Origin of the sequence: Bradyrhizobium sp. (genome assembly GCF_004799405.1) — a bacterium.
Lineage (GTDB): Bacteria > Pseudomonadota > Alphaproteobacteria > Rhizobiales > Xanthobacteraceae > Bradyrhizobium.
This window is the reverse complement of record NZ_SSMW01000070.1, coordinates 24109-49454: the sequence shown is the minus strand read 5'-3', so window position 1 is coordinate 49454 and position 25346 is coordinate 24109. Positions and strand designations below refer to the sequence as shown.

The 25346-nt window shown below is 60.8% G+C and carries 25 protein-coding genes; 13 read left to right on the top strand and 12 right to left on the bottom strand.

The window, feature by feature from the left end:
* Positions 1-87: 87 nt before the first annotated feature.
* A complete protein-coding gene (locus tag E7813_RS10670; protein ID WP_291573580.1) occupies positions 88-927 on the top strand; it encodes a protein-disulfide reductase DsbD domain-containing protein in 840 nt (279 codons plus the stop codon).
* Positions 928-1084: 157 nt separating this feature from the next.
* On the top strand, positions 1085-2440 hold the full coding sequence (locus E7813_RS10665) for a flippase (protein ID WP_291573645.1): 1356 nt from the start codon (positions 1085-1087) through the stop codon (positions 2438-2440).
* Positions 2441-2550: 110 nt separating this feature from the next.
* On the opposite strand, the gene E7813_RS10660 is transcribed toward E7813_RS10665, so the two are convergent.
* From E7813_RS10660 to cysG, 7 genes are all read right to left on the bottom strand, one after another.
* Positions 2551-3339: a 3-hydroxybutyrate dehydrogenase gene (locus E7813_RS10660; RefSeq protein ID WP_291573578.1), complete on the bottom strand. Its 789-nt coding sequence runs from the start codon at positions 3337-3339 to the stop codon at positions 2551-2553.
* 1 nt (position 3340) lies between these two features.
* Positions 3341-4522, bottom strand: a complete 1182-nt coding sequence (locus E7813_RS10655) for a DUF3734 domain-containing protein (protein ID WP_291573576.1) — start codon at positions 4520-4522, stop codon at positions 3341-3343.
* 94 nt (positions 4523-4616) lie between these two features.
* Complete coding sequence (locus E7813_RS10650; RefSeq protein WP_291573643.1) at positions 4617-5120, bottom strand: CAP domain-containing protein; 504 nt, start codon at positions 5118-5120, stop codon at positions 4617-4619.
* A gap of 143 nt (positions 5121-5263) precedes the next feature.
* Positions 5264-5779 carry a DUF934 domain-containing protein gene (locus E7813_RS10645; RefSeq protein ID WP_291573574.1) on the bottom strand — a complete coding sequence of 172 codons (516 nt, stop codon included), beginning with the start codon at positions 5777-5779 and terminating at the stop codon, positions 5264-5266.
* Entirely contained in the window at positions 5766-7421 is a 1656-nt protein-coding gene (locus E7813_RS10640) for a nitrite/sulfite reductase (RefSeq protein ID WP_291573572.1), read from the bottom strand. The genes E7813_RS10645 and E7813_RS10640 overlap by 14 nt, the downstream gene beginning before the upstream one ends.
* A 12-nt stretch (positions 7422-7433) precedes the next feature.
* Complete coding sequence (locus E7813_RS10635; protein ID WP_291573571.1) at positions 7434-7751, bottom strand: DUF2849 domain-containing protein; 318 nt, start codon at positions 7749-7751, stop codon at positions 7434-7436.
* On the bottom strand, positions 7748-9184 hold the full coding sequence (cysG, locus tag E7813_RS10630) for a siroheme synthase CysG (RefSeq protein WP_291573569.1): 1437 nt from the start codon (positions 9182-9184) through the stop codon (positions 7748-7750). The genes E7813_RS10635 and cysG overlap by 4 nt, the downstream gene beginning before the upstream one ends.
* Positions 9185-9334: 150 nt before the next feature.
* On the opposite strand from cysG, the gene E7813_RS10625 reads away from it, so the two are divergent.
* The gene (locus E7813_RS10625) at positions 9335-9538 is read left to right on the top strand and encodes a hypothetical protein (protein WP_291573567.1); all 204 of its coding nucleotides are present in this window, start codon (positions 9335-9337) and stop codon (positions 9536-9538) included.
* Between the two features lie 157 nt (positions 9539-9695).
* A complete protein-coding gene (locus E7813_RS10620; RefSeq protein WP_291573565.1) occupies positions 9696-11855 on the top strand; it encodes a malate synthase G in 2160 nt (719 codons plus the stop codon).
* 18 nt (positions 11856-11873) lie between these two features.
* On the opposite strand, the gene E7813_RS10615 is transcribed toward E7813_RS10620, so the two are convergent.
* The 3 genes from E7813_RS10615 to E7813_RS10605 all read right to left on the bottom strand — a co-directional run bounded on the left by E7813_RS10615 (position 11874) and on the right by E7813_RS10605 (position 13635).
* A complete protein-coding gene (locus E7813_RS10615) occupies positions 11874-12029 on the bottom strand; it encodes a Thivi_2564 family membrane protein (RefSeq protein ID WP_291573563.1) in 156 nt (51 codons plus the stop codon).
* 119 nt (positions 12030-12148) lie between these two features.
* Positions 12149-12805: a DUF2865 domain-containing protein gene (locus tag E7813_RS10610; protein ID WP_291573561.1), complete on the bottom strand. Its 657-nt coding sequence runs from the start codon at positions 12803-12805 to the stop codon at positions 12149-12151.
* A 26-nt stretch (positions 12806-12831) separates the two neighbouring features.
* Positions 12832-13635, bottom strand: a complete 804-nt coding sequence (locus E7813_RS10605; RefSeq protein WP_291573559.1) for a L,D-transpeptidase — start codon at positions 13633-13635, stop codon at positions 12832-12834.
* Between the two features lie 193 nt (positions 13636-13828).
* Here E7813_RS10605 and E7813_RS10600 point away from each other — a divergent pair, with 193 nt between their 5' ends.
* From E7813_RS10600 to E7813_RS10590, 3 genes are all read left to right on the top strand, one after another.
* Positions 13829-14926 carry an AI-2E family transporter gene (locus E7813_RS10600; RefSeq protein ID WP_291573556.1) on the top strand — a complete coding sequence of 366 codons (1098 nt, stop codon included), beginning with the start codon at positions 13829-13831 and terminating at the stop codon, positions 14924-14926.
* An 88-nt stretch (positions 14927-15014) separates the two neighbouring features.
* The gene (locus E7813_RS10595; RefSeq protein ID WP_291573554.1) at positions 15015-15386 is read left to right on the top strand and encodes a DUF883 family protein; all 372 of its coding nucleotides are present in this window, start codon (positions 15015-15017) and stop codon (positions 15384-15386) included.
* 61 nt (positions 15387-15447) lie between these two features.
* Entirely contained in the window at positions 15448-15885 is a 438-nt protein-coding gene (locus E7813_RS10590) for a hypothetical protein (protein WP_291573552.1), read from the top strand.
* Between the two features lie 104 nt (positions 15886-15989).
* On the opposite strand, the gene E7813_RS10585 is transcribed toward E7813_RS10590, so the two are convergent.
* On the bottom strand, positions 15990-16346 hold the full coding sequence (locus tag E7813_RS10585) for a hypothetical protein (protein WP_291573550.1): 357 nt from the start codon (positions 16344-16346) through the stop codon (positions 15990-15992).
* Positions 16347-16919: 573 nt separating this feature from the next.
* On the opposite strand from E7813_RS10585, the gene E7813_RS10580 reads away from it, so the two are divergent.
* The 3 genes from E7813_RS10580 to E7813_RS10570 all read left to right on the top strand — a co-directional run bounded on the left by E7813_RS10580 (position 16920) and on the right by E7813_RS10570 (position 20755).
* Positions 16920-18632 (top strand): AAA family ATPase, encoded by a 1713-nt coding sequence (locus E7813_RS10580; RefSeq protein WP_291573548.1) that lies wholly within the window; start codon positions 16920-16922, stop codon positions 18630-18632.
* Positions 18619-20040, top strand: coding sequence for a UvrD-helicase domain-containing protein (locus E7813_RS10575; protein WP_291573546.1), 1422 nt, complete (start codon positions 18619-18621; stop codon positions 20038-20040). The genes E7813_RS10580 and E7813_RS10575 overlap by 14 nt, the downstream gene beginning before the upstream one ends.
* Before the next feature lie 151 nt (positions 20041-20191).
* A complete protein-coding gene (locus E7813_RS10570) occupies positions 20192-20755 on the top strand; it encodes a hypothetical protein (RefSeq protein ID WP_291573544.1) in 564 nt (187 codons plus the stop codon).
* A gap of 97 nt (positions 20756-20852) precedes the next feature.
* Here E7813_RS10570 and E7813_RS10565 read toward each other — a convergent pair whose 3' ends face one another.
* Positions 20853-21980, bottom strand: coding sequence for an HNH endonuclease (locus E7813_RS10565; protein WP_291573542.1), 1128 nt, complete (start codon positions 21978-21980; stop codon positions 20853-20855).
* Positions 21981-22293: 313 nt separating this feature from the next.
* Here E7813_RS10565 and E7813_RS10560 point away from each other — a divergent pair, with 313 nt between their 5' ends.
* From E7813_RS10560 to E7813_RS10550, 3 genes are all read left to right on the top strand, one after another.
* Positions 22294-22530: a hypothetical protein gene (locus tag E7813_RS10560; RefSeq protein ID WP_291573540.1), complete on the top strand. Its 237-nt coding sequence runs from the start codon at positions 22294-22296 to the stop codon at positions 22528-22530.
* Between the two features lie 285 nt (positions 22531-22815).
* Positions 22816-23364, top strand: coding sequence for an HD domain-containing protein (locus tag E7813_RS10555; protein WP_291573538.1), 549 nt, complete (start codon positions 22816-22818; stop codon positions 23362-23364).
* A gap of 728 nt (positions 23365-24092) precedes the next feature.
* Positions 24093-24380 (top strand): hypothetical protein, encoded by a 288-nt coding sequence (locus tag E7813_RS10550; protein ID WP_291573536.1) that lies wholly within the window; start codon positions 24093-24095, stop codon positions 24378-24380.
* Positions 24381-25346: the final 966 nt, after the last annotated feature.

Sequence of the window (25346 nt, the reverse complement as noted above, 5' to 3'; positions counted from 1 at the left end):
TCTGTCAATCAAGCTTCGCGCCGCGTCAAGAATTACATCACAAGCAATTCAATGGTTTGTGCCTTGGCTTGCCTGTAAAGACGTCTCATGACCGTCATAGTTCCCATGCGCGCCGCGCTCGGCTTCGCAGTAATCCTGCTTGCGACCTTGCCGGCGATCGGAGCGCGCGCCCAGGACGCCTCGCCATGGCAGAAAGATGGACACTCGGCGGTGCGGTTGCTGGCGGGATCGCGCAGCGGCGCGGTGTTGCTCGGCGGCATCGGATTTCAGCTTGAGCCGGGATGGAAGACCTACTGGCGGACGCCCGGCGATTCCGGCGTGCCGCCGCGTTTCGACTTCTCCAAATCGGAAAATATCGAGGCCGTGACCGTTTTGTGGCCGGCGCCGGCGAAGTTCGATGACGGCGCCGGCGGTCACTCCATGGGCTATCACGACCAGATCGTGCTGCCGTTGCGGATTGTCGCCAGGAATGCCGACAAGCCGGTGACGCTCCGCGCCGACATCAATTATGCGGTCTGCGACAAGCTCTGCATTCCCGTCGAAGCCAATGCCGAACTCGCCTTCACCAGCGTGGCGAGCACCGAGGACAGCGCGCTGTTCGCAGCCCTCGACACCGTGCCAAAGCCGGCCAATGTCGGCGATCCCAACCCACTGACCGTCCGCGACGTCAAGCGCGACGGCAAATCCACCGTGCTCGTCGATGTGGTCACGCCTGACGCCAAAGAGGTCAACCTGTTCGTCGAAGGGCCCACGCCCGACTGGGCGCTGCCGGTTCCGGCCCCGGTCGAACATGGCCCGCCCGGGGTCAAGCGCTTCGCTTTCGAGCTTGACGGCTTGCCTCCGGGCGCCAACCCCGAAGGGGCCGCGCTCAAATTGACGCTGGTCGGCGGCGAGCGCTCCTACGAATTCAATATCAATTTGAATTGACCCGCTGCGGCAGCGGCGAATACCGAAAAACGGCTGCGACTACCGGTTCCGGCGTTTGCCGGAACCCGCCCCGAGAGACCGAATCTTAAGGAATCGTTGATAAGCCCGACGATCGCCGCACCCTGGCGGCTTCGAGGAATTTCCCGCCGTGGCCGCGATGGACGCTCAATCCGCACCAGCTTCACCCATCGGCATGATCGCGCGGCTGCGATCGGTGCTGGGCGGCTCCAGCGAAGCGTCGGTGACCAAACGCCTCGCCGGCACGGTTTTCATCATCCGCATCGTCAGCGCGGCGATGGCCTATCTTTCGCAAATCCTGCTGGCGCGCTGGATGGGCGGCTCCGACTATGGCGTCTATGTCTATGTCTGGACCTGGGTGCTGCTGCTCGGCAGCATGATGGATTTCGGCATCTCGGCGTCGGCGCAAAAGATCATTCCGGAATATCGTGCCGGCGGCCAGCATGCGCTGCTGCGCGGCTTTCTGTCCGGCAGCCGCTGGATCACCTTTATCGTGTCGACCGTGGTGGCAGCGCTGCTGGCTTGCGTCGTCAAGCTGCTGTCGCCGTGGATGGGCGCGAGCGAGATCGTTCCTTTGTATATAGGCTGCGTCACGCTGCCGGCTTTCGTGGTCGCCAACACCCAGGACGGCATCGCGCGTTCGCACGACTGGATGCGGCTCGGACTGATGCCACAATTCATCGTCCGGCAGTCGCTGATCATCGGCTTTACCGCCGGCGCCTTCGCGCTCGGCTTCCATCTCGGCGCGACGCTTGCGATGCTCGCCAGTGCGGCCGCGGTGTGGATCGCCATGATCGGGCAGATGATGGTGCTGAACCGCCGGCTTGGCGACCAGATCGAGCCCGGTCCGAAGGCCTACGATTTCCGCGGATGGCTCGCGGTCTCGCTGCCGATCCTGATGGTCGAGGGATTCTACCTGTTGCTGTCCTATACCGACGTGCTGGTGCTGCAGCAGTTTCGGCCCTCCGAAGAGGTCGGTCTGTATTTCGCCGTAGTGAAGACGCTAGCGCTGGTGTCCTTTATTCACTACGCGATGGCGGCGACGACGGCGCACCGTTTTGCCGAATATCACGCCAGCGGCGACAAGGCGCGGCTGTCGGCCTACGTGGCGCATGCGATCCAGTGGACGTTCTGGCCGTCATTGGCCGCGACCGTCATGCTGCTGGCGCTGGGCAAGCCGCTGTTGTGGCTGTTCGGACCGCAATTCGTCGCCGGTTACGACATCATGTTCATCGCGGCGGTTGGCCTCGTGGTGCGCTCGGCGATCGGCCCGGTCGAGCGGCTGCTCAACATGCTCGGCCACCAGCACATTTGCGCGATGGCCTATGGCCTGGCCTTTGTCATGAACGTGGCGCTCTGCGTCGCGCTGGTACCGCGGTTCGGCGGCTACGGCGCTGCGGCCGCGACCTCGATCTCGCTGACGTTCGAGACCATCCTGTTGTTCTGGATCGTGCGGCAGCGGCTCGGCCTGCACGTGCTGGCGTTCGGCAAGTAGCCAAGCGACAGCGTTCAGCCTGGCCGTCACGGAATACTGGATGCCCCGGCTGGAGCCTGTCATCGGGCTCGCCGAAGGCGAGACCCGGTGGCGGGGCATGACGAATGTCCCTACGCCGCGGTCCAGCCGCCGTCGATCGACAGATTGGCGCCGGTGATTTGCGCGGCATCGTCGCCGCAGAGAAACAGCGCCAGTGCCGCGACCTGCTCGGAGGTGACGAACTCCTTGGTCGGCTGCGCCGCCAATAGCACGTCGTGAATGACCTGCTCCTTGGTCAGGTTGCGCGCCTTCATGGTATCGGGAATCTGCTTCTCCACCAGCGGGGTCCAGACATAGCCGGGGCTGATGCAGTTGCAGGTGATCTTGAAGGTCGCAAGCTCGAGCGCCGCGGTCTTGGTCAATCCGGCGATGCCGTGCTTGGCCGAGACATAGGCCGACTTGAACGGCGAGGCCACCAGCGAATGCGCCGAGGCGGTGTTGATGATGCGGCCCCAGCCGCGCTTCTTCATGCCGGGAATGACGGCGCGGATGCCGTGAAAGGCTGCCGACAAGTTGATCGCGATGATCGCGTCCCATTTGTCGATCGGAAATTCCTCGATCGGCGATACGAACTGGATGCCGGCATTGTTGACCAGAATGTCGACCGAACCGAACGTGGTTTCGCCGAGCGCGATCATGCCGGCAATTTCGGCGGGCTTGGTCATGTCGGCGGGGGAATGGACCGCCTTGACCTTGAAGTCGGTCTCGATGGCGGCGCGTTCCTTCTCGATGTCGGCGGGCGCGCCCATCCCGTTGATGACGATGTTGGCGCCGGCGCCCGCAAAGGCGCGCGCGTAAGCCAGTCCGATGCCACTGGTCGAGCCGGTCACAACCGCGGTCTTGCCTGTCAACGTAGCCATTTTATTTCTCCTGCTTTTCAATGGGGAATTCGCTGTCATCCCCCGTGAGATCGTAAGTCACCATGGTTTCGCCGGACTGTGGCCGTTCCAGCCAGTCCCTGTACTGCATCGACAGATGAACGTCGCGCTCCCCGGCGCTCCAGTGTTCGACCATGCCGACATGCGAAAAATCGTAATCCCTGGACGACGATTCGTGGTTCTTGCTGCGGTAGATCAGGTGCACCACCGTGACGGTGTTTTCCCTGGCGGCCTGGCGCAGGATTTCAACCGACGGATCCTGCCTGAGGTCGTCGGGCAACCGGCCGATCAGGTCGCGCAGCGCCTTGCGGATGTTGTGAACCTGCTTGTTCTTGTCGGTATTCATGCGGGTGCGGCTGGAATAACGGATGTCCTTTTCGCGCTCTGCGGCTTCAAGCAGCGATGTCGGCAGCGGGCCTCGCGCGCTGAACAGGTCGACCTGGAAGATCAGCAGGTCGTTGTTGACACCTTCATCCAGCACATAATCGAGCGGCGTGTTCGAGGCGATGCCGCCGTCCCAGTAATGCTCGCCCTCGATGACGACGGAAGGAAATCCCGGCGGTAGCGCGCCGGACGCCATGATGTGTTCGGGGCCGATCTTCTTGCCCAGTTTCCTGAACTCGACACTGTCGAAATACCTGAAATTGCCGGATGTCACGCCGACCGCCCCGACACTGAGCCGGGTTTTGCCGTTGTTGATCAGATCGAAATCGACCAGCCGCTCCAGCGTCGCACGCAGCGGCGTGGTGTCGTAATAGCTCTGCGACTGCGGACTGCCCTGCGGCCACAGCGGCGCCGGGGGAAATCGCGGCGTGAAGAACCCGGGCACGCCGAAAGTTGCGACCCATGCGGCACTGGTCTCATTGAAATAGGAGCGCTCACGAGTGCCCGGGGTGAGCGGATTCCAGGACACCGGGGAAGAAACCTGTTCCCAGAATTCCTTGAGGCGCTCCAGCCGCTTCTCTGGCGGATTGCCGGCGATGATCGCGGCGTTGATGGCGCCGATCGAAATGCCGGCCACCCATTCCGGTTCGAAATCGTTGCGACACAAGGCCTGATAGGCGCCGGCCTGGTAGGAGCCGAGCGCGCCGCCGCCCTGCAGGACAAGCACACGCTGCGCATTCGCAGGCGTACTGGCTGGTGCTGAGTTGGCGGAATCCGACATCGAGATGGGTCGACCAATAAAATGAGGTTGTACCGTGGCGTCCCTTCGCGGCGGCGTCAATCAGCGAGCCAACGAACCCGTATTCACGCCGCAGTTATCGCACTTCCGATGACGCCATAATGAGCGTCCAGAACACCTTGTATTTGGTGTTCGGAGCATAGCTCGCCGCGATGCCTAATTTTGTGACACCGTTTTTCAGCATATTGGCCCGATGCGGGGGTGAATCGCGCCAGCCTGAAAATGCCTCGGCCAGGGTGTGATATCCGGCGGACACATTCTGTACCGCCAGCGTCGCGGGATATCCGGACGCGTTCAGGCGCTGCGCCAGCGGCGCTTTCACATCGTGGTCGAGCTTGTTGCGGCTGGCCATCGCCTGCGACTGCTGTTCGGCGAGCTTCATCAGTTCGGGATCGACGGTCACCCCGCCGAGGCCGTTGTTCTGCCGGTACAGCGAGATCATCGAGGCCGCAGCCAGCGGATCGAGCTTGGCGTCGCCGTTGGCCATGCTGACATACATGCTCGGCTGTTCGATCGGAGCCTCCGCCGTGCAGCCGGCCAGCGCCAAAAGCCCGAGAATGGCAACCGCCATGCGCATGATTCGCCCCCAAAATGACAGGTGGTTGTTGCATACCAACCGTGGCTGAATGGTGAACGCGGGGCTAGATTCGACCGTCATTCCAAGGCGCGCAACGAACCGCAGCCTGAGGATTTGGCGAGGTCCGCCCGGATGGGCGAAGACATTTACCGGCCGGCACTCTCCGAATGGCGCTGCTGCATCCGCCGATGCAGCGCGGTGACGCGGCCATCGCCCGTTGGCTGGTAGAACACCGAGTAGCGTTTGGCGGTACTGGTGAACGCCACCGCATCGCTTTCCTTCTTCACTTCGAACGCGTCGAACCCGGCGCGCAGCATGAACATGAACTGGTCGCGCAATACCTGCCCGGTGGCGCGCAGTTCGCCGCGATAGCCGTGGCGCTCCCGCAACAGACGCGCCTGGCTGTAGGCGCGGCCGTCGCGGAAGGTCGGAAACACCAGAGCCACCGCCGCGAGCCGGTCAAGATACGGCACCAGATCGTCGACATCGCGGTTGTTCGGCCAGATCACGCCGGTCTTTCCGAGACGGCGCGAAACGGCCTCCGTATCTTCAAGAAATCGCGCCGCGGAAATCAGGATGGCGCCATCGCCCGGAAGCGGATCGTCGTCCGCCACGCGGACGAACGTGTCGGTGGCGATTTTTCCGTTTTTAACGAGTGGCATAGACCCGCTCCCTGAAGGGTTCGACGCCAAGCCGTTTGACGGCGTCAATGAAAAGCTCGTCCGGGCGCTCGCGTAGCGCCAGATAGGCCTCGACAATATCCTCGACCACGTCGGCGACCTCGCCATAGGGCACCGCGGGCCCGATCAGGGTGCCGACCGCGGCATGTTCGTCGGCACGACCGCCGATCGTGATCTGATAGAATTCCTCGCCGTTCTTCTCGACGCCGAGAATGCCGATATGGCCGACGTGATGATGGCCGCAGGCGTTGATGCAGCCGGAAATGTTGACGTGCAGCCTGCCGATCAGGTTGGCGGTATCGTGATTGGCAAAGCGCCGCGTCAATTCCTGCGCGATCGGTATCGAGCGCGCATTGGCCAGCGAACAATAATCCAGCCCGGGGCAGGCGATGATATCCGTGACCAGATTGACGTTCGGCGTCGCCAGGCCGACTTTGTCCAGCGCCCGCCACAGCACCGGCAGGTCGCGCCGTGCGACATGCGGCAGCGCGAGATTCTGCTCGTGGCCGACACGGATTTCGCCGAACGAATATTTGTCGGCCAGATCGGCGACCGCGTCCATCTGGTCGGCGGTGGCGTCGCCGGGCGGTCCGCCTACCGGCTTGAGCGACAGCGTCACGATCGCATAACCCGGCACTTTGTGCGGTGCTACCGAGTTCTTGCGCCACGTCTCGAAATCAGGGTCGTGCGCCGCTTTCTTCAACTCGTCCGGCATATGCGGCAGTTTTTCGTAAGCCGGATAGGTGAAGCGCGAGCGGATTTCCTCGACCACGGCGTCGTCCAGCGTCAACGCGCTGTCGCGCGTCGCCAGCCACTCCTGCTCGACTTCCTGCGCAAATTTCTCGATACCGAGCTCGTGCACCAGGATCTTGATGCGGGCCTTGTAGATGTTGTCGCGGCGGCCGTACTGATTGTAGACGCGCAGGATCGCCTCGACGTAGCTCAGGAGATCGCGGCCCGGCACGAACGGTTTTATGGTTTTGCCGATGAACGGGGTACGGCCGAGGCCGCCGCCGACCAGCACCTCGAAGCCGGTTTCGCCTTCGGCGTTCTTGTGCAGGCGCAGGCCGATGTCGTGGACCTTGATCGCGGCGCGATCGTGCGCAGAGGCTGTGATCGCGAACTTGAATTTGCGCGGCAGGAACGAGAATTCCGGGTGCAGCGTGGTGTATTGCCGCAACAGTTCGGACCAGATACGGGGATCCTCGATCTCGCCGGGCGCCACGCCAGCCCATTGATCCGAGGTGACGTTGCGGGTGTTATTGCCCGAGGTCTGCATGGCGTGGATGCCGACCTCGGCAAGATCGGCCAGCGCGTCCGGCAATTCGGCGAGCTTGATCCAGTTGAACTGGATGTTCTGCCGGGTGGTGAAATGCCCATAGCCGCGATCGTAGCGGCGCGCGACATGCGCCAGGCGGCGCAATTGCTTCGACGACAGCGTGCCGTAGGGAATCGCGACCCGGAGCATATAGGCGTGCAGTTGCAGATAGACGCCGTTCTGCAACCGCAGCATCTTGAATTCGTCCTCGGTGAGTTCGCCGGAGAGCCGGCGTTTCACCTGGTCGCGAAATTCCGAAACGCGTTCGTTGATCAGCGTGCGGTCGAGTTCGTCGTATGCGTACATGAGCGGGTGGCCTTATGCCGGAACCGGCAGATCGATGGTGATGCCCTTGGAACGGATGCGTTCGCGCAGGTTGCCGGGCTTGATCTTGCCGGTGTCACTGATTTCGACCGGCGCGATATAGGCGCCGATTGCGCCGACATCGTCGGCCGCCGATTCGGCCAACAGTGCGCGGGCTTCGTCGGAGGTACGAACGATCGCCGCATCCGACAGTTCGACCGACCAGCCGTGCTGCGGGGAGCGGTAGATCACCACACCATCCCAGGTGCGGTTGGCGGTCACCACAGACGGACCGGCGATCCTGATTTTCTTCTGTTCGAGCGGAGAGGTCATTCGGCAGCTTCCAGCAGTTCTGAGATCACATGATTGAGGTTCTGATGGCGCCACGGCGCGGAACGCGCGACCACGTCGCCGATGATGAGAATGGCGGGACCGCCGTCGATCTTCCGGATCAGCGCCGGCAGTTCATCCAGCGTTCCGACCACCGCCTGGGCGTCGGGCCGCGTCACCCGGGCAAACACGCCGACCGGCGTTTGCGGGAAACGTCCCGCCGCCAGCAGACCGGCGCGGATCGACGGCGCCGCGGTCATGCCCATGTAGACGACCACGGTCATCCTGCGGTCGGTCAGCACCGACCAGTCGACGTTCCCGGCGTCCCTGGCCTTGTGTGCGGTCAGGAAGGTGATGCGCAGCGCCTCGCGACGGAAGGTCAGCGGCACTTCGAATTGCGCAGCGGCGCCGAGCCCCGCGGTAATTCCCGGCACCACCGAATAGGCGACGCCGGCCGCACGCAACGCTTCGACTTCCTCGCCGCCGCGGCCGAACACGAAGGGATCGCCGCCCTTGAGGCGCACCGCGCGCTGTCCCGACTTCGCCGCCTCGATCAGCAATTTGTTGATCGCGTCCTGGCCGATGCCGGGCTTGCCGACGCGACGGCCGACCGGCACGCGCGCGGCATCGCGGCGCGCGCGATCGAGAATCTCGGGCGAAACCAGTTCGTCGTAAAAAATAACGTCGGCATCCTGCAAAGCGCGCAGCGCCTTGATCGTGAGCAAATCCGGATCGCCCGGACCGGCGCCGACCAGCGTTACCTGCCCTTCGAGCTGACTTGACCCTTGCGCGCCGGCAAAGGCAGATGGATCGGAAATAGCCCTCAAGGCTTTTTCCGCTTCATCGCTGCGGCCGGCAAGAACCAGCGCGCCAATCGGGCCATCGACCAAGCGTTCCCAGAAACGGCGACGCAGCGGAAACTGCGGAATGCGGCCGTGGATCGGTTTGCGCCAGCGGCCGATGAACGCGGCGAGATCGCCGATCCGCGCCGGCAGCACAGCTTCGATGCGCTCGCGCACGCGGCGCGCCACCACCGGCGAGGCGCCGCCGGTACCGACCGCCACCACGACATCGCCGCGGTCGACGATGGCCGGAAAAATGAAGGTCGAATGCGACGGGTCATCCATCACATTGACGGGCAGGCCGACCGATCTTGCCCGCACCGACATCGCAATCCCGATATCGCCTGCGCCCGCACACAGGATTGCAATCACGCCACGCAGATCCGCCACCAGCGGATCTCCTTCGCCAAACTCGATCCGCGCCAGATCAGTGGCGTCGATACCGCCGACGTCATGATGGCCATCGGTCGCGAACCAGCGAATGCGCGCACCCGCCGCCAGCAGCAGGCGCAACTTCGCCAGCGCCAACTCGCCACGCCCTGCAAGCATGATCGGACCGGCCTGAAGATCGAGAAACACCGGCAGGAATCGCATTCGACACTCGCTGCCCCGGCTTTCCGGGTTGACTAGAATTATTTTCTATATATACCGCAATCCAGACCTACAAATAGAAAAGTATTTCTTTCTTATTGCGCTGCAACTATAGAATTTTTGCCCTCAAACACCAAGCGGCAGAGATGCATCTTGCAGCCGACAGAACCGATTGAGGGCTTGCGGCGTTGGCGCAGGTCACGCCGAGCAACAACGGTTGCCAATCGCCGACCGCGCGAGTTCACGATCGATGATTCAACGCGCCGGGTTGGCGAAGCGACCGCCGAGACCATGCAGATGCTGATAAAATCAGGCGTTGTGTTCGACGAACCGGTCGACTTCGCTGCCGATAACTGAGCCATCCGGCGGCCATTGTTTGCGCAATCAGGGCTTGCAAAAGGCCTTCTCTTGGCACCGGCTTTGACGCTAAAAGGACCGCGAACGCCGCCCTTGCGGCGCTCTTTGTTTTTGCAGTGAAAACCGCATGTGATCGCCTTCTGACGAAAGTTTTATGATGAATCGTATCGACGCCCACGGACTGAAGATCGCTCCCGTTCTGTTCGATTTTATCGCCAACGAGGCCACGCCCAAGACCGGAATTTCGCCGGACGCATTCTGGGCGGGGCTCGCCGCCATTGTCAGGGAATTGGGGCCGAAAAACCGCGAACTGCTCGCGGTGCGCGACGCTCTGCAATCGAAAATCGACGGCTGGCACCGCGCCCACAAGGGCAAGCCGTTCGACATGAATGCATACACGGCGTTCCTGAAGGAGATCGGCTACCTGCTGCCGGAGCCGGCGACCCAAGAGGTCGAGACATCGAACGTCGACGAAGAGATCGGCAGGATCTGCGGACCGCAACTGGTGGTGCCTCTCACCAACGCGCGTTACGCGCTGAACGCCGCCAATGCGCGCTGGGGCAGCCTGTACGATGCATTTTACGGCACCGATGCGATCCCGCACGAGGCCGGCGAAGACGGCAAGGGCTTCAACAAGGCCCGTGGCGCCAAGGTGGTCGCGAAGGCAAAGACCTTTCTCGATCTGGCTGTGCCGCTGGCGACCGGTAGCCACACCGATGTCATCTCCTACGGCGTCATCGCCGGCCAGCTCGCCGTCAAGCTGAGCGGCAACGCCACCGCGCTGAAATCGAACGAGCAGTTCGCCGGCTATAAGGGCGATGCGGCCGCACCGACCGCGATCCTGCTCGTCAACAACGGCATGCATATCGAGATCCAGATCGATCGCAGCCGCATGATCGGCAAGGACGATCCGGCCGGGGTCGCCGACATCATCCTGGAATCGGCGGTCAGCACCATCCTCGACATGGAAGACAGCGTCGCTGCCGTCGATGCCGAGGACAAGGTGCTGATCTATCGCAACACGCTGGGCCTGATGAACGGCACGCTGTCGGCCGATTTCGAGAAGGGCGGCAAGACGCTCAAGCGCGCGCTCAATCCCGACCGGGTCTACACCTCGCCGGACGGCAACCAGATCAGGCTGCATGGCCGCAGCCTGCTGTTGATGCGCAATGTCGGCCATCACATGTTCACCGACGCCGTGCTCGACCCTGGCGGCGAGGAAATTCCGGAAGGCATTCTCGATGCCGCGGTCGCGGGATTGCTCGCGATCCACGATCTCAGGTGCGGCTCAAAGACCCGCAACAGCCGCACCGGATCGATCTATATCGTCAAGCCGAAGATGCACGGCCCCGACGAGGTGGCGCTGACCTGCGAGATATTCGCCCGGGTCGAGAACATGCTGTCGCTGCCCGACAACACCATGAAGATCGGCATCATGGACGAGGAGCGCCGAACCACGGTCAACCTCAAGGCCTGCATCCAGAACGCGTTGAAGCGGATCTGTTTTATCAACACCGGCTTCCTCGACCGGACCGGCGACGAAATCCACACCTCGATGGAAGCGGGCCCGATGATCCGCAAGGATGAGATGAAGGCGCAGCCCTGGATCAAGGCCTATGAGGACTGGAACGTCGACATCGGACTGATCGACGGATTGCCCGGCCATGCCCAGATCGGCAAGGGCATGTGGGCCGCCCCGGACAAGATGGCGGACATGCTGGCGCAGAAGATCGCGCACCCGAAGGCCGGCGCCACCACCGCCTGGGTGCCTTCACCGACCGCAGCGACGCTGCACGCGCTGCACTATCACCAGGTCAACGTGCTGGCGCGGCAGCAGGAACTGGCTAAGGGCGGCCCGCGCGCCAAACTTGCGGATATCCTCACCATTCCGGTGTCGCAATCGAACTGGGCGCCCGACGATGTGCGGCAGGAGATCGACAACAACTGCCAGGGCATTCTCGGCTATGTCGTGCGCTGGATCGATCAGGGCGTCGGCTGCTCCAAGGTGCCCGACATCCACGACGTCGGCCTGATGGAAGACCGCGCCACTTTGCGCATCTCGAGCCAGCATCTGGCGAACTGGCTGCATCAGGGCGTCATCACCAGGGAGCAAGTGATGGAATCGCTCAAGCGCATGGCCGAAGTCGTGGACAAGCAGAACGAGGGCGATCCGCTCTATCGCCCGATGGCGCCCGGCTTCAACGGCATCGCCTTCAAGGCCGCCTGCGACTTAATCTTCCGGGGACGCGAGCAGCCGAACGGCTACACCGAATACATCCTCACCGCGCGGCGCCGGGAAGCCAAGGCTGCGGGATAAAACGCGAATAGCTGCCCGTCAAAACACCGCGATGGATTTCAGCAGTGAAATCACCCCAAGGATGATCACCACCACGCGGGCGATTTGCTTGGCGCGGCCGTCGAGCGGCAATAGGTTGATCAGGTAGAGAATGAGGATAACGACGAGAAATGTTATCAGCGCACCCACCAGCATCGGAATTCCCCCGAAAATATCGTGAAAGTCACAGCGCTTTCACCCTTAACGCGCAACAGGTTGTTTGGTCCAGCGCGGAAGCACCATCGTCGGGCTGATTTCCCCGGCTATTCAGCATCTCACTCCGCGGCAACCACCGGCGCGTGCTGATAGCGCGCGCGCACCGATTCCGGGACCGGCGAGAAATTCAGCGACGCGCCGCGCTTGTCGGGGGCGCGGCCGGCGACCATCAGGCCACCGGGCTCGGCGACGATGTCGCCCTTGCGCAAGGTCGGGTCGTTCTCGATTTTGACCGGCGCCAGACCGAGCTGGTCCTTGCCGTTGCAGGTGCATCCCGCAACCAACTCGTTACGATAACGAAATGCATTCGGCAGTTCGGAATAAGGCTTTCCGGCCTCCGTTGCGGCGCGGTCGATATTGCTGCCGTAGACCACCTTGGTTTCGCTGGCCGGGCAAAAACTGTTGCAGGAGGCCGCCCGGCTCTCCCCGGCGGATGCCGATATCGGGAAATAGCGCCCGTCGCAGGTGCGCACGCAATAGGCCTGGCCGCCGCCGGAATAGGCCGCGCGCGGACGCGCGTCAGTTTGCGGCGCGAACGGGTTGCCTTCGCTGGCAAACGGCAGCGGCATCGAAGGCGGCGGCTCGGGCCGCCGAACTCCGAACGCCCCGAACAGGGTGGAGAGAAAGTCCCCGGCTTGCGCGGCGGGAGCGATCGTCAGCGCGCCCAGCGCCATCGCCGCGCCCAACGCTATCCGCCTGGATGATCTCCTGTTCATGTTCGCCTCCGCAGAATCCGCAACCTTCAATACAGCGACGAGGCCGAAAGGTTCAGGGCCTGGCGGCCCGGGGATGATGGGGTCACCACGGGACGCGATCGCGCCGTTACCGGGCGAATGCCGGTCGTGGTTCTAGCCTCGATATGCGGCGCATTCTTCGGCAGCACCACGACCCTGGTGCCGATATCGACGCGGCTGAACAGGTCGGCGACATCTTCATTGGTCAGCCGGATGCAGCCGCTGGAGACGAATTTTCCGATCGTCGAGGGATCGTTGGTGCCGTGAATGCGATATTCGCTGGAGCCGAGATACATCGCGCGCGCACCCAGCGGGTTACCCGAGCCTCCGGCCATGAACCGCGGCAGATAAGGCTGGCGCGCGATCATTTCCGCCGGCGGATGCCAGTCCGGCCATTCCGCCTTGCGGCTGATGGTCTGCACGCCGGACCAGGTAAAACCCTCACGGCCGACGCCGACGCCGTAGCGGATGGCGCGGCCCTGGCCGAGCACATAGTAAAGCGCGGTATTGCCGGTATCGATGATTACCGTGCCCGGCATTTCACGAGTGTCGAAAGCGACAACCGTCCGCCGCAGCCGCTCCGGCAGCACGCTCGACGAACCATCTCCCTCATCGGTCAGCGCCGGCTCGGCCGGCGCGACCGCCATATTATCCGAGGGAAAGTAATTTTGCGGCGCCGAGGCATAACCGAGAGCCTGTGCGCTAGCTCCGCTTGGGAGAATTACGGGCGCCAGCAACAGCGTGCCGGCGACGATCAGCGCGCGGCCCGCGCGCGGTGAATACCTGCGATTTTGACTAAAAACCTGTGTCATGACCTGCCCCGTTCGATACGCATCACGCGGGATGCTGACTGCACAACAAACGCGACCGAGGCGCCAAAGGTTCCACCGCCGCTTCGCGATGAACGAACTCTGTCAAGCCGGTGGTCCCCTCACGTTTCCGCGACGGAACCTTTGGAGGTTATGCGGGTTGTGGTGCAGAGGTTCGTAGCGCGGGGGAGAGTGAATGCGCGTCCTTCCCGTCGAGGCGCCCGGTTCGCCCTTGCCCGACAGTAAAGTTGAACAGCCGCCGGTCATTCGCCGCGCCGAAGTGGTTGCCTTCGCGCTGGTTGCGCTGCTGGTGATCTGCGTCGCCGTCGTGCTCTATGCCGCCAAGGCTTTCTTTCTTCCCGTGGTGACGGCGTTCGTGGTCGGCACCATGTTGTCGCCGGCCGCCGGCTGGCTCGAGCGGCATCGCATTCCGCGCGCGGTGTCGGCGGTCTTGATCGTGGCCGCGGCTGGCGCTGCCGCGGCATTCATCGTCGGCCTGATCTCCTCGCCGCTGATGGAATGGAGCACGCGCCTTCCCGAATTGGGATCGCTGCTGCGGGACAAGCTGCACATCTTCGACCGCCCGCTGGCGCTGTGGCAGCAACTCCAGGGCACGCTGGGCGGCGACACGGCTTCAGCCGCACCGTTCCAGATGCCGAAATTCGAATGGGTGCAGCCCACGCTCGAATTCCTGTCGCCGACTTTCACCGAATTCCTGCTGTTCCTGGCAACATTGATCCTGTTCATCGCGAGCTGGAAGGACCTTCGCCGCGGCCTGATCATGACCTTCGCCGACCATGCGGCGCGTTTGCGCACCTTGCGGATCCTCAACGAGATCGAACTGCAGCTCGGCGGTTATTTGCTGACGGTGACCGCGATCAATCTCGGCGTCGGCGCCGCCACCGGCATCATCTGCGCCATCACCGGCATGCCCAATCCGGCCGGGTTGGGCGCGCTGGCCACGGTGCTGAATTTCTTTCCGATCATCGGCCCGGTCGCGATGTTCGCGATTCTGACGGTGGTCGGCGTGATCGCGTTCTCCACGCTCGGCGCCGGCCTGATCGCGGCCCTGGCGTTTGTCGGCGTCACTTTCCTCGAAGGTCATTTTGTCACCCCGACCATCATCGGCCGCAGGCTGGAATTGAATGCGCTCGCCGTGTTCATGGCACTGGCATTCTGGACCTGGCTGTGGGGACCGATGGGCGGCTTTCTTTCCTCGCCACTGCTGATCGTCGCGCTCATTCTCAAGGAACATCTGCTGCCGGTCGATTCGCCGCAGCTGCCGCAAGACTAATCCAATGACTAATCCGGTTTCATGCCGGGAACTTCGGGGTATGCGGCGCGTTTGTGCCTTACGCAATTTCGATACCTGGGAGCTTTTGATGTCGAGCACGGATGGCGAGATCGGAATGAGAAACATGACGGATAAAGCGACCTATGAACGCCTCGAAAAGGATGTAACAGCCGTGAAAAACGATATTTCAGCCCTGACCGACCAGATCACCGACGCGCTCAATTCATTCGCTGGTACCGCCCAGAAGCAGGCGCGCCGCGGCTACAAGCAGGTCCGCGCCAATGCCGATGCGGCGGTGGATGACTTGTCCGAGCGCGGCGGTGCCATGATGGATGCAGCTCAGGACGCCGCCTATTCGATCGAGGAAACCCTGGAAGACGTCATAACGCAGCGTCCGCTGGCAACCGTCGGGATCGCGCTCGGCCTCGGTTTCCTGATCGGCGCAACCTGGCGCAGGTAAAGATTGGCGCAGGTAGTTTTAGTTTTGGCTGCAGTAGCGTTTGGCCCGAGAGAGGCATCCGATGTTTGCGCGCATGATCGATGATTTCAAGGAGTCGACCGGCACCGCGTTGCGGCTGACCGAGCTGGGCGCGGTGGCGGCGTTGGCGCTGTTCATCACGTTATGCTTCCTGTGCGCGGCGGCGTTCATCTACGTGCTGCAGAATTTTGGCCTGATTGAAGCCTGCCTGACTGGCGCCGCCATATTCTTTGTGGTCGCGCTGGTCGTGGCGGCCTGCTACGCGGTGCGCAAAAATCAGGTCAAGACCCACGCCAGGGAGAATGAGAAGTCGGCCCTGCAGACCGCGCTTGCCGATCCGATGCTGGTTGCGACCGGCATCCAGTTGATCCGCGCCATCGGCGTCAAGAAGTTGATCCCGATCCTGGCAGTCGGCGGACTGGCGCTGGGCCTGCTGGCAAGCCGCCACGCGCCCCCGAGCGGCGAAGCGCCGGCGGAGTAATGTAGAGGCGCCGCCGAAGCTTTGATGGATGCCCGGATCAAGTCCGGGCATGACTAAAGGCTTGACGGAACAAGCCGGTCAGTTTGCAAAAAACCGCGTCCGTTTCAGGTCACGCAGCGGCCGGGCTGAAGCTGTCTGGCGACTTCGGTCAATACGCTGACGACGGGCTCGCAGGCCAGCGTCATCTTCCACCTTCCCGGTTTTGCCGGAGCCGTCGGGCCGTTGCGCGCTGCCTCGGTCAGCGGCACCCGGAAAACCACCGAAGTATCGGGAAGGCTGGCCAGCCGAAGCGAGATTGTCCGCATCTGCGACGGCGGCGATGCGACGCCGGCGATCCGGTCGGCCTTGGCGGCGCGGTTGATGGCGGCTTCGGTGGTTCCCGATGGGGTCCAACTTGTTCCCGCAAGATCGCGCCCCGAGGCCAACTGAACGGCGCCGAACATCAGCGGGAGCGCGATCACTCCGAAAATTCCTCTTGATATCTGCGGCATGTTCGGCCTGCCCTGTCGTTTGTAGCGACTAACCGACAACGCGACGGAACCGGCGGCGGTTCTCCGGGTGAATATCAATTAACCGTGTAAAAAATAATTGGGGCTCCGGGAACGACTTTGGGGCGCCGTGCGTTCTTTCGGGAGCCGGTTATCCCCCCTGCCCCATTGACCGGCGACGTAGGGCGCGGCTGTGGTGATGCCGGCCGCGCCCTGCTTTTTTGCCCAGAATTTGGTTTCTTTTTATCGACCGCCCCACCTTCCGCCCCACCTTTTGAAACGTCTGTTGTTGACATTTCGCGATGCGGGATCCGGTATGCAAGATTGGCCCCGCCGGCGTTTCTCGACATAAGAAGCTTCCTTCGTACCTTTTGTACAAACATCTTCCCCGGACTTTCAGCGACGGCAGCAAAACAGCACCAACCGGCGCGCGACGACCTGTTGTCGGCCGTGCCTTCTTTCCTTGGGTTGCATCCCTTTTCCATGGCAAGTAAAGGCTGTTGAATTGTACTATTGCACACATTCCCATGACCGAGTGGTTTACCCTTGGCCCGCATTCGCTTCATCGACATCCGAAATTTTCGCTGCCTAAAGACATTTACATGGCGACCGGCAGAAGGTTTGAACTGCCTCATCGGTCCCGGTGATGCGGGCAAGTCCTCCGTTCTCAATGCGATTGACTTTTGTGTTGGCGCGCGGCGTAACCTTTCTTTCTCGGATGCGGATTTCCACGGCCTTGATGTAACCGAGCCGGTCTCGATCTCGATCACCATCGGTGAGCTGGATGACGGTCTCAAGAGCATGGAGACCTATGGCAACTACCTGCGATCATTTAATGCCGAGACGGGCGTGATCGATGACGAACCGGAGCACGGCGCGGAGACGGTTCTCACCCTGAACCTGACCGTCAAAAGCGATCTTGAGCCGGTATGGACGCTGGTGTCCGAGCGCGCCGAGGCACAGGGCCAAACCCGCTACCTCACATGGAGTGATCGCATCAGGCTTTGCGCGACCCGGATCGGCGCTTATGCCGAGAACGATTTGGCGTGGCGGCGTGGTTCAGTACTGACCAAGCTTTCCGATGAAAAGGCGGAGACTTCTGGCGCGATGGCCGAGGCAGCACGGCAAGCCCGAGCGACCTTCGGCGACATGGCCGAAAAGCAGCTCTCCGTAACGCTCGGGATCGTTGGCGACACGGCCCGCGACCTCGGGATTGACATTGGCGCGCATCCCAAGGCATTGCTTGATGCGCATTCCGTGTCATTTAGTGGCGGCACAATTGCCCTTCACAACGAAGACGGCATTCCGCTTCGCGGGCTCGGCACGGGCTCGGCACGATTGCTGGTCGCCGGCCTGCAACGAAAAGCCGCTAAGGATGCGACCGTCATCCTGATTGACGAGGTGGAACATGGGTTGGAGCCACACCGGCTTATCCGGCTGCTTCATTCCATTGGTTCAAAGGAAGAGCCACCGCCGCTGCAAGGGTTCTTGACGACGCATTCGCCCGTAACCGTCCGCGAATTGTCGGCGAACCAGCTGACGGTACTTCGACATGGCAAAGATGGGCATAAAGCCGTACTCGTCGGATCGAAACCTACCATCCAAGGCACGGTTCGGATGTGCCCGGAGGCATTCTTGAGCTCATCGGTCTTGGTGTGCGAAGGCGCAAGCGAAGTTGGCCTTGTGCGCGGCATCGATCAGTTCCGGGCGTCGCAAGGCAAAGTCACCATCGAGGCGCTTGGCCTCGCGCTTGTCGACGCCAAGGGCTGCGACAACATTTATCCGCGCGCCAAAGCGTTCCGAAGCCTGGGCTACCGCACAAACGTCTTGCGTGACGATGACGTGCAGCCCGATAAAACAGCAGAAGGTATCTTCGTTAAGGTCGTCGGAGCGATATTTAAATGGAGCGCGGGACGCGCGCTCGAAGATGAATTATTCGACGCCCTGCCCTCCGATGCCGTGACGAAGCTGCTGGAATATGCCGTCACACTGCACGGCGAGGATCTGGTCGGCGAACACATCAAATCGATCTCTGCCGGGAAATTGACCCTCAAAGATTGCCGGGCAAGTATCACCAAGGATATCCGCGCCTGCCTGACGAAGGCATGCGCGACAAAAAGCGCTGCGTGGTTCAAAAACGTGACGGCGATGGAGCATTGCGGCCGGGAAATCGTCGGGCCAGCTTTGGCGAAATGCGGTGCCGAGTTCCGCGCGATCGTCGAGGGCGTGTTCGCGTGGATCGAAGATGGCCGATCCTGAAATCGATCTGCTTAGCATTGAGAAAGGCGCGATCACCGCTCCTGCGGGATGCGGCAAGACACAGCTGATCGCAAGCGCCTTGTCGCGGCATGAAGGACCCAAGCCTGTCCTCGTCCTGACACATACGAATGCTGGCGTGGCCGCGCTTCGAGGCCGGCTTGATTGTGCGGGCGTTGCGCCATCCAAGTATCGCTTGGCCACGCTCGATGGCTTCGCCATGCGGTTGATATCAATGTTTCCGAAGCGCAGTGGCCACGATACCGCAATACTTGAGCTAGCCCATCCCGCGACCGACTATCCGACTATCCGCGATGCCGCGGTGAGATTGCTCAATGAAGAGCATCTCGATGAAATTCTAGCGGCAACGTATGACCGGCTGTTTGTCGATGAATATCAGGACTGTTCGCAGGTCCAACATAAGATGGTGGTTTTCCTTGCCGATCCGCTGCGCTGCTGCGTACTGGGCGATCCCATGCAAGCGATCTTCGGCTTCAAGGGCAACGCGCTCGTCGACTGGGATACTGACGTCCTCGCCAGCTTCGGTGATGCGGGCGAGTTGAAGACGCCTTGGCGTTGGATCAATGCCGGGGAAAAGGCGTTTGGACAATGGCTGCTTGGCGTTCGCAAAACGCTTTTGGCCGGCGGCAGCATTGATTTGGCTTCAGCGCCAAAGAATGTAATTCACATGGCGCTCGACGGATCGGACGATCACGCGCTGCGCCTCAAGGCGTGCTTGACGAAAGCGCCGACTGCCGATGGATCGATTCTCATTATCGCCGATTCCACCAAGCCGACGGAGCAACGGCGTTTCGCTAGGCAAACTCCCGGCGCTGTCGCTGCGGAAAGCGTGGACCTGCGCGACCTTGTGGATTTTGCGCGCGCATTCGATCTGAGCGCCAGCAACGCCCTCTATCGCCTTGTCCAATTCGCGTCTCAGGTAATGGTGAACGTGGGACCCGACGACTTGCTCGCCCGCGTCGGCAGCCTTCAATCCGGCAAAGCTAGGAAGGATCCGACCGAGACCGAACAGGCGGCCTTGGCATTCGCGGACAAACCCAGTTATGCCGGAGCGTCTGCGTTGCTGGCTGCCATCAACAAGGACGGAGGCGTGCGTGCCCATCGCCCGCCGGTTCTGCGGGGATGTCACAAGATGTTTCAGCTATGCGGTTCGGCGGATGGACCATCCATTTATGACGCCGCGGTTCAGGTCCGGGAACAATCGCGGCTCATTGGCAGACCCTTGGCAAAACGCACCGTTGGCAGCACGCTTCTGCTAAAGGGTCTGGAAGCGGATGTCGCGGTGATCGTGAACCCCGAAGTCATGGACCATAACCACCTATACGTCGCGATGACGCGCGGCAGCCGTACACTCGTTATTTGTTCTGACACCAACGTCCTTAATCCTTAGGATGAACCAGTGCAGTTTTCTTCGCACGATGAGCCAGGCGAGCACGCTTTCGGCGCCGTTGGTGGTCGGCCATTCAGCATAAGATCGCCGTTGCGTCCCGCCGGCGCCGCTGGCGGTATGGGGCCCGAGAGTGACGGAGTGACCTCGCCTGATGCCCATCAACGATGAAGAAAGCTTGCGCAAGTTCATCAAAGACGATGCCGACCGGCAGCACCTGTACGCCGCCGTCGGCAAGGTTGCTTCGAATTGGGCGGCGTTCGAACACATGCTGCACAGCAGTTTGTGGGTTTTCGCAAAGGTAGGCGATGAGGCGGGCGCGTGCCTGACATCTCAGATTCCGGGTCCTGGTCGGGCGTTAGACGCGTTCGTTTCGCTCGTCCGCATGCACGGCGGTGACGACGCCCTGATCAAAACCATCAACCAGTTTGCCGAAAAGACCCGCGGACTGGGCGACAAGAGAAACCGCGCTGTCCACGACTCCTGGAACTGGGACAGGGAAACCGGAAATCCCTATCGGTTGGAGATTTCGGCACGAAAAAGAATTGTGATGGGTCCGCAGCCAACAAGCTTGAGCGACATGAATACGCTGGTTGATCAGATCGCAGACCATATTGAAGCATTTGAGTTAGTCGTGGCCCGGGTGGAGCGGCAGTTAGGTACGGCGGCCGGAATATGTTTTCGACCGACGTCGCCGCCCGCACCCAGAGACATCTAATTTATCCCGCGGCGGGTACGCCAATTGGCGCAGGCTGGCATCCCGCGAACCACCGCATGCCAGAGGCGGCCGGCACCGTCATCCGACCGTCGCCACGTCACCGGCGGCGAGCATGCCGCTGGATGAACGGCATCATTCTTTCCGTCGCAAGCTCGGCTATTTTCTTTGCTAGTTCTGGTGTAATCTTGTCCCCCGGCTTCGCGCCGCAGTTTTCGAATGCATATTGTGTCGCGCGCGCGCTTTCGTGAGCGATCGCGCGGTCGAAGTTGCGTTTCATAGCTGTCGGCACAACCGCATCGAAGGCGCGCTCCCTCGATCCATCCGGAACTCGCTCATAGTTGTAGATCGCCTTGACGTCGGTAGCGGAGAAGGCCAGTTCGACCTGCAAAGGCATCATCTTGCCGGTCGTCGGGTCCAGCCCATACGCCCGCGCGAGCAGCGGCCCGGCGTACGATTGCGAGAGACAGACGACGACGCGCTGCACCCCGAAAAACTCGACATACCCCAGCAACATGCCGGTTTCAGGATCTCCGGTCACCGCCACGCAATGGATGGGCACGCCGACTGGCCGACCGGTGACCAAATCCCGTTCAAAATAATCTCCAAAGGCCGGTTCGGCGACTTCGTCGCGCAGATACGCGACTGCCAGATCGCATTGCTCAATCGGCACCCCACAGTGGAAGGCGAACGCGGTCGCGGTTTTGACGACCGAGCGTCCGGCCGAGGGACCGCCGAAGTGTATATCCAGACGCATCACGCCCTCAGGATAGGTGTGGTCCGCTGTGGCCTTGGCCATTTCAGCAGCGACGTCGACCTTAGGGTATTTCCGTGCCAGGCCCTCGAGCATGGTCGTGGCCTCGCGTCGATCGCGCGCCTTGATCTGGACCTGCTTACCGCCCTCCGTGGGGATTTCCTTAAAGACGGGGTTCTGCATTTTGAACCCACCGCCAGGCTGCATCAGCAGCTGCTCGCCAGCCGTGGTCACAATCGGCTGCGGCGGGGGTTCGCCCCGCTCCCGGACGACGCCGAAGAAGTGGCAGAAAAAATTAGTTTGCTCGGCAAACACCGCATCCCAGGTCTCGCCTGTTCGGTTGTTGCAGCCGCGGCAAATGAACCCACGCACCTTCAGACGGCCGCCAACCGAGTTCTGGATCACGTGCTCTTCGGAATCGTTGCTTCCGTCGATAGGACAGTCGCAACGCACACAACGGTTCGAGGTCGTCATCATGCAGCCTTAGCTTCACCGGTTACACGCAGCACCGTGCCCACGCCCACTCCCAGTTCGCGAGCGATCGGCTTGAGACCTGTACCCTTGGCGCGGGCCGCAATGATGGCCGCCGCCAAGCTTCTGGAATTCGCTCAATTGTTCCCGCGCCCGACGCCCGGGAACCGCGAGTATAGTTCTCAAAAAGTATCGTATCGCCGCGACCATCACAAGCCGCCCGGCGCAATGCGTCATAGTAAAGCCGCACCAAGGGACTATGAGCTAGCTCATCCCGATAGCTTGGCGTTACCAAAGATTCATAAAGGAACAGCTTATGCGGAAACTTGCCAAGCCAACCGAACAAGAGATCAGTGAGGGACCTCAAACGGTATCTTTTCAAATAGCGAACGGTAACGCGCGGCAGCGCTGCATTCTTCAAACCAAATTTCCAACGAAAGTACAGGCGCAGAAGTACCTTCTCGCAAATTGGACGATCATCGAAAAGATGGCGCGCGACGTTCTTGCGACGCGAACCTTTGAAGACGGCGACATCAAACTCGTGATGATCTGATGCGCCCCATCAAATATTACCAATCGATGGAAGCTAAATTTCGACGAGAAGCCGAATCTGAGTCGGATCTGATGTTACGTGAGAGGCTTCTTACCCAAGCGGACGGTTGGAATTGGCGGGAGTGATCATCCGGCAAACGCAGCGGCCGTTTGTCCGAATTGTCATAGCAGGGTGACCCATGGAAAAGACGGCAAAGAATTCAATTCCGAAATCAAAGCTCGGATACTTCGGTTAGAAGCCGAATTGGATTAGCCAAAGAGATGAGCCGACGAAAGGAAGCGGTCCATGAGAGATATCTTGCTGTTAAGTCGGGCTTGGCATTTTGCTGCGCAACGCCACACCTCACAGAAACGCAAGGGCAAAGCGCAAGAGCCCTACGTCAACCATCTCGCCGAGGTCGCCGAGCTTGTCGCTACTGCCACCGGAGGTCTCGATGCAAATTTAGTGGCAGCCGCGGTGTTGCATGACACGGTCGAGGATACGGTTACGCTTCCTGCAGAATTGGCATCGGTCTTTAATGACGACATTGCTAGTCTGGTCATGGAAGTTACCGATGATAAGAGCCTGGACAAGGCCGTACGCAAGAAGCTCCAAGTTGAACATGCCGCAGCAAACTCCAAGCGGGCCAAATTCATCAAGCTCGCCGATAAGACTGCGAATTTGAGATCCCTCGTAAAAAGTCCGCCGGACGACTGGAGCGTCCAACGACGGCGGGAATATCTTGATTGGGCCTTAGCAGTTGCAAGGGGGCTGCGTGGAACAAACGTATGGCTCGAAGCGCAATTTGACGAAGCTGCGGAGCAGCTAGCAGCATCCTGTGCCAAGAGTTCCTAGCTCGGCGACCTGCAAGAGAACCGTTATGAGCGGCGATGGTTCACCGGAAAACCCTGAAAACATTGACGAATAGCGCGACATGCAATCGCGTTCGTGCTCGTTTGTTCACGGGTAGCGTTGGTTATAAGTTGGTTGGCCCTGCACCGGCTAAAGCTGCCCGCCGTGCGACAAGAACATGAGCGTGACCAGCACGACCGCCATTTGACTAAATCGCAAACACCCAAACGGCTAAGATCACGCCCAACGTGACCAGACCGCTGATTATCCAACCCGCTGCGTAGGCCGCTTCATTCGTGCCGTGTATCGCGTCGGCTATGGGTGTCGTCTCTCGCCAGTGCGGCATGATTGCCCATCTAAACGTTACTAGGGTGTAGGCTGCGGTGCGCCTGCGGTACGAACCAGCTTATCAGCCTTTTGCAGAACGTAAGTATTCTCCGGCTGCTCTCTCGCAAAGAAGCTGACGGCCACAAAGACCGCGCAAAACAGCAAGCCCACGAGCATAACCTTCCGGTGGGTGCGTTTGTCTGCGTTGTGAAACGACGTGGACATATACGAGCCATACAACTTGCAAGTTGGAGCGCAATCTGACCCGCCTTTTAACCTTGCTTTTGAAGGTTACTCGCAACGCCAATTTTAACAGAAATGAATCTATCTACCGCACGCCCACGAGCGGTGTTTTTCGTGGGCATTCCCGCCGGTATTTCCACCGGCCATTCAAGAAGAGTATTATGAACTTTGAAGAAGACCACCGACGCGCTTGCGTCGAATCTATTGTTGTCGGCCTCACCAAGACCAGCGATTTTCGTTCGCGGAAGGCAAAACAATATCCAGACGACCCGCGCAACGCTCGCGCAGCCGAGACACTTAAGAAGGCGACCACGTCGAAGCGCAGCGAAGGCGGCGTAGATATTCACAGCATCATTATTTCCGCTGTGGATCAACACGCGGCGGGCGGTGGTTTGGATAAGGTCATGAAGACGCGTTACGCAACGCCAATGAGAGCTAAGAGTAGATAACGAAAAAAGCCTTGCATAACAGCGGGGCTTTTCTTTCTATTTGCCTACTCTTGGTTGAGTGTCCTGTGACGGGTTGCTGCGGGGCTGCTTTGACTGCGTGGTCGAAGCCGACCCGGTTCCCGTGGTGCCACCGAGATTGTCGTTGGTCGGGCTTCCACCCAAGCCACCTAGATTGCTGTTGGTCGGGCTTGCGCCAGCGCTCCCGGTGCCAGTCCCACCGCCGCCTGCTCCCGCACCGGCAGCGAGCGCCGCCGCTGAACTCAAGGCTAAGACTGCGGCCAATGTTATTGTTGTAAGTTTCATTGTTCATTCCTCTGTGACGTTTAGGAATATCAATCGCCAGGAATGTCTTATGTTCCGGCACGATAAGTAGGCGAGTTGCAGGTTGATAGTTTCATTCCCACATAAAAAGCCCCCGCATTGTCCGGGGCTTTCACTTTTACCTTATGACGCCGGGTGAGTTCCCGCCGAATGTTGATGGTCCGCTTCCGCTCAGTGAAGCCGGGCCGTTCGGGTCGCCACTGGGGTTCCGGCTATAAACAGGACCCCGGCCCATACCGATGGTCCTGTGTTCCGTGCCCCGGTGGGCGTTTTTCTCTGCACCAATAGCTTTGCCGCCTTGGGCAAATGCGAAGGTGCTCGACATTGCAAGCGCTCCAGCCAGCGCAATTGTTGAGAGTTTCATATCGTTTCCTCGTGGTTTGTGAAGAATATAACTCGCTGCGTATGTTCTATGTTCCCCCGGAAAAAGTATGAAAAGATATGAAGAGGTGGGAAGATTTGGGAAAACGCCGTAAGAAACCCGCTGACGGAATGCCCGGCCTGATGATAGCTTCGTCACGTTTCACAGGATGCATTGAAGAAATGCACGCGGTGCGAAGATTCGCTTTGGGTTTGCGAGAACCATCCGCAGCGTCCTTGGCCCGCGTGCGAGTGCGGCGGCGCTGGTATGCGCTGTCCCGACTG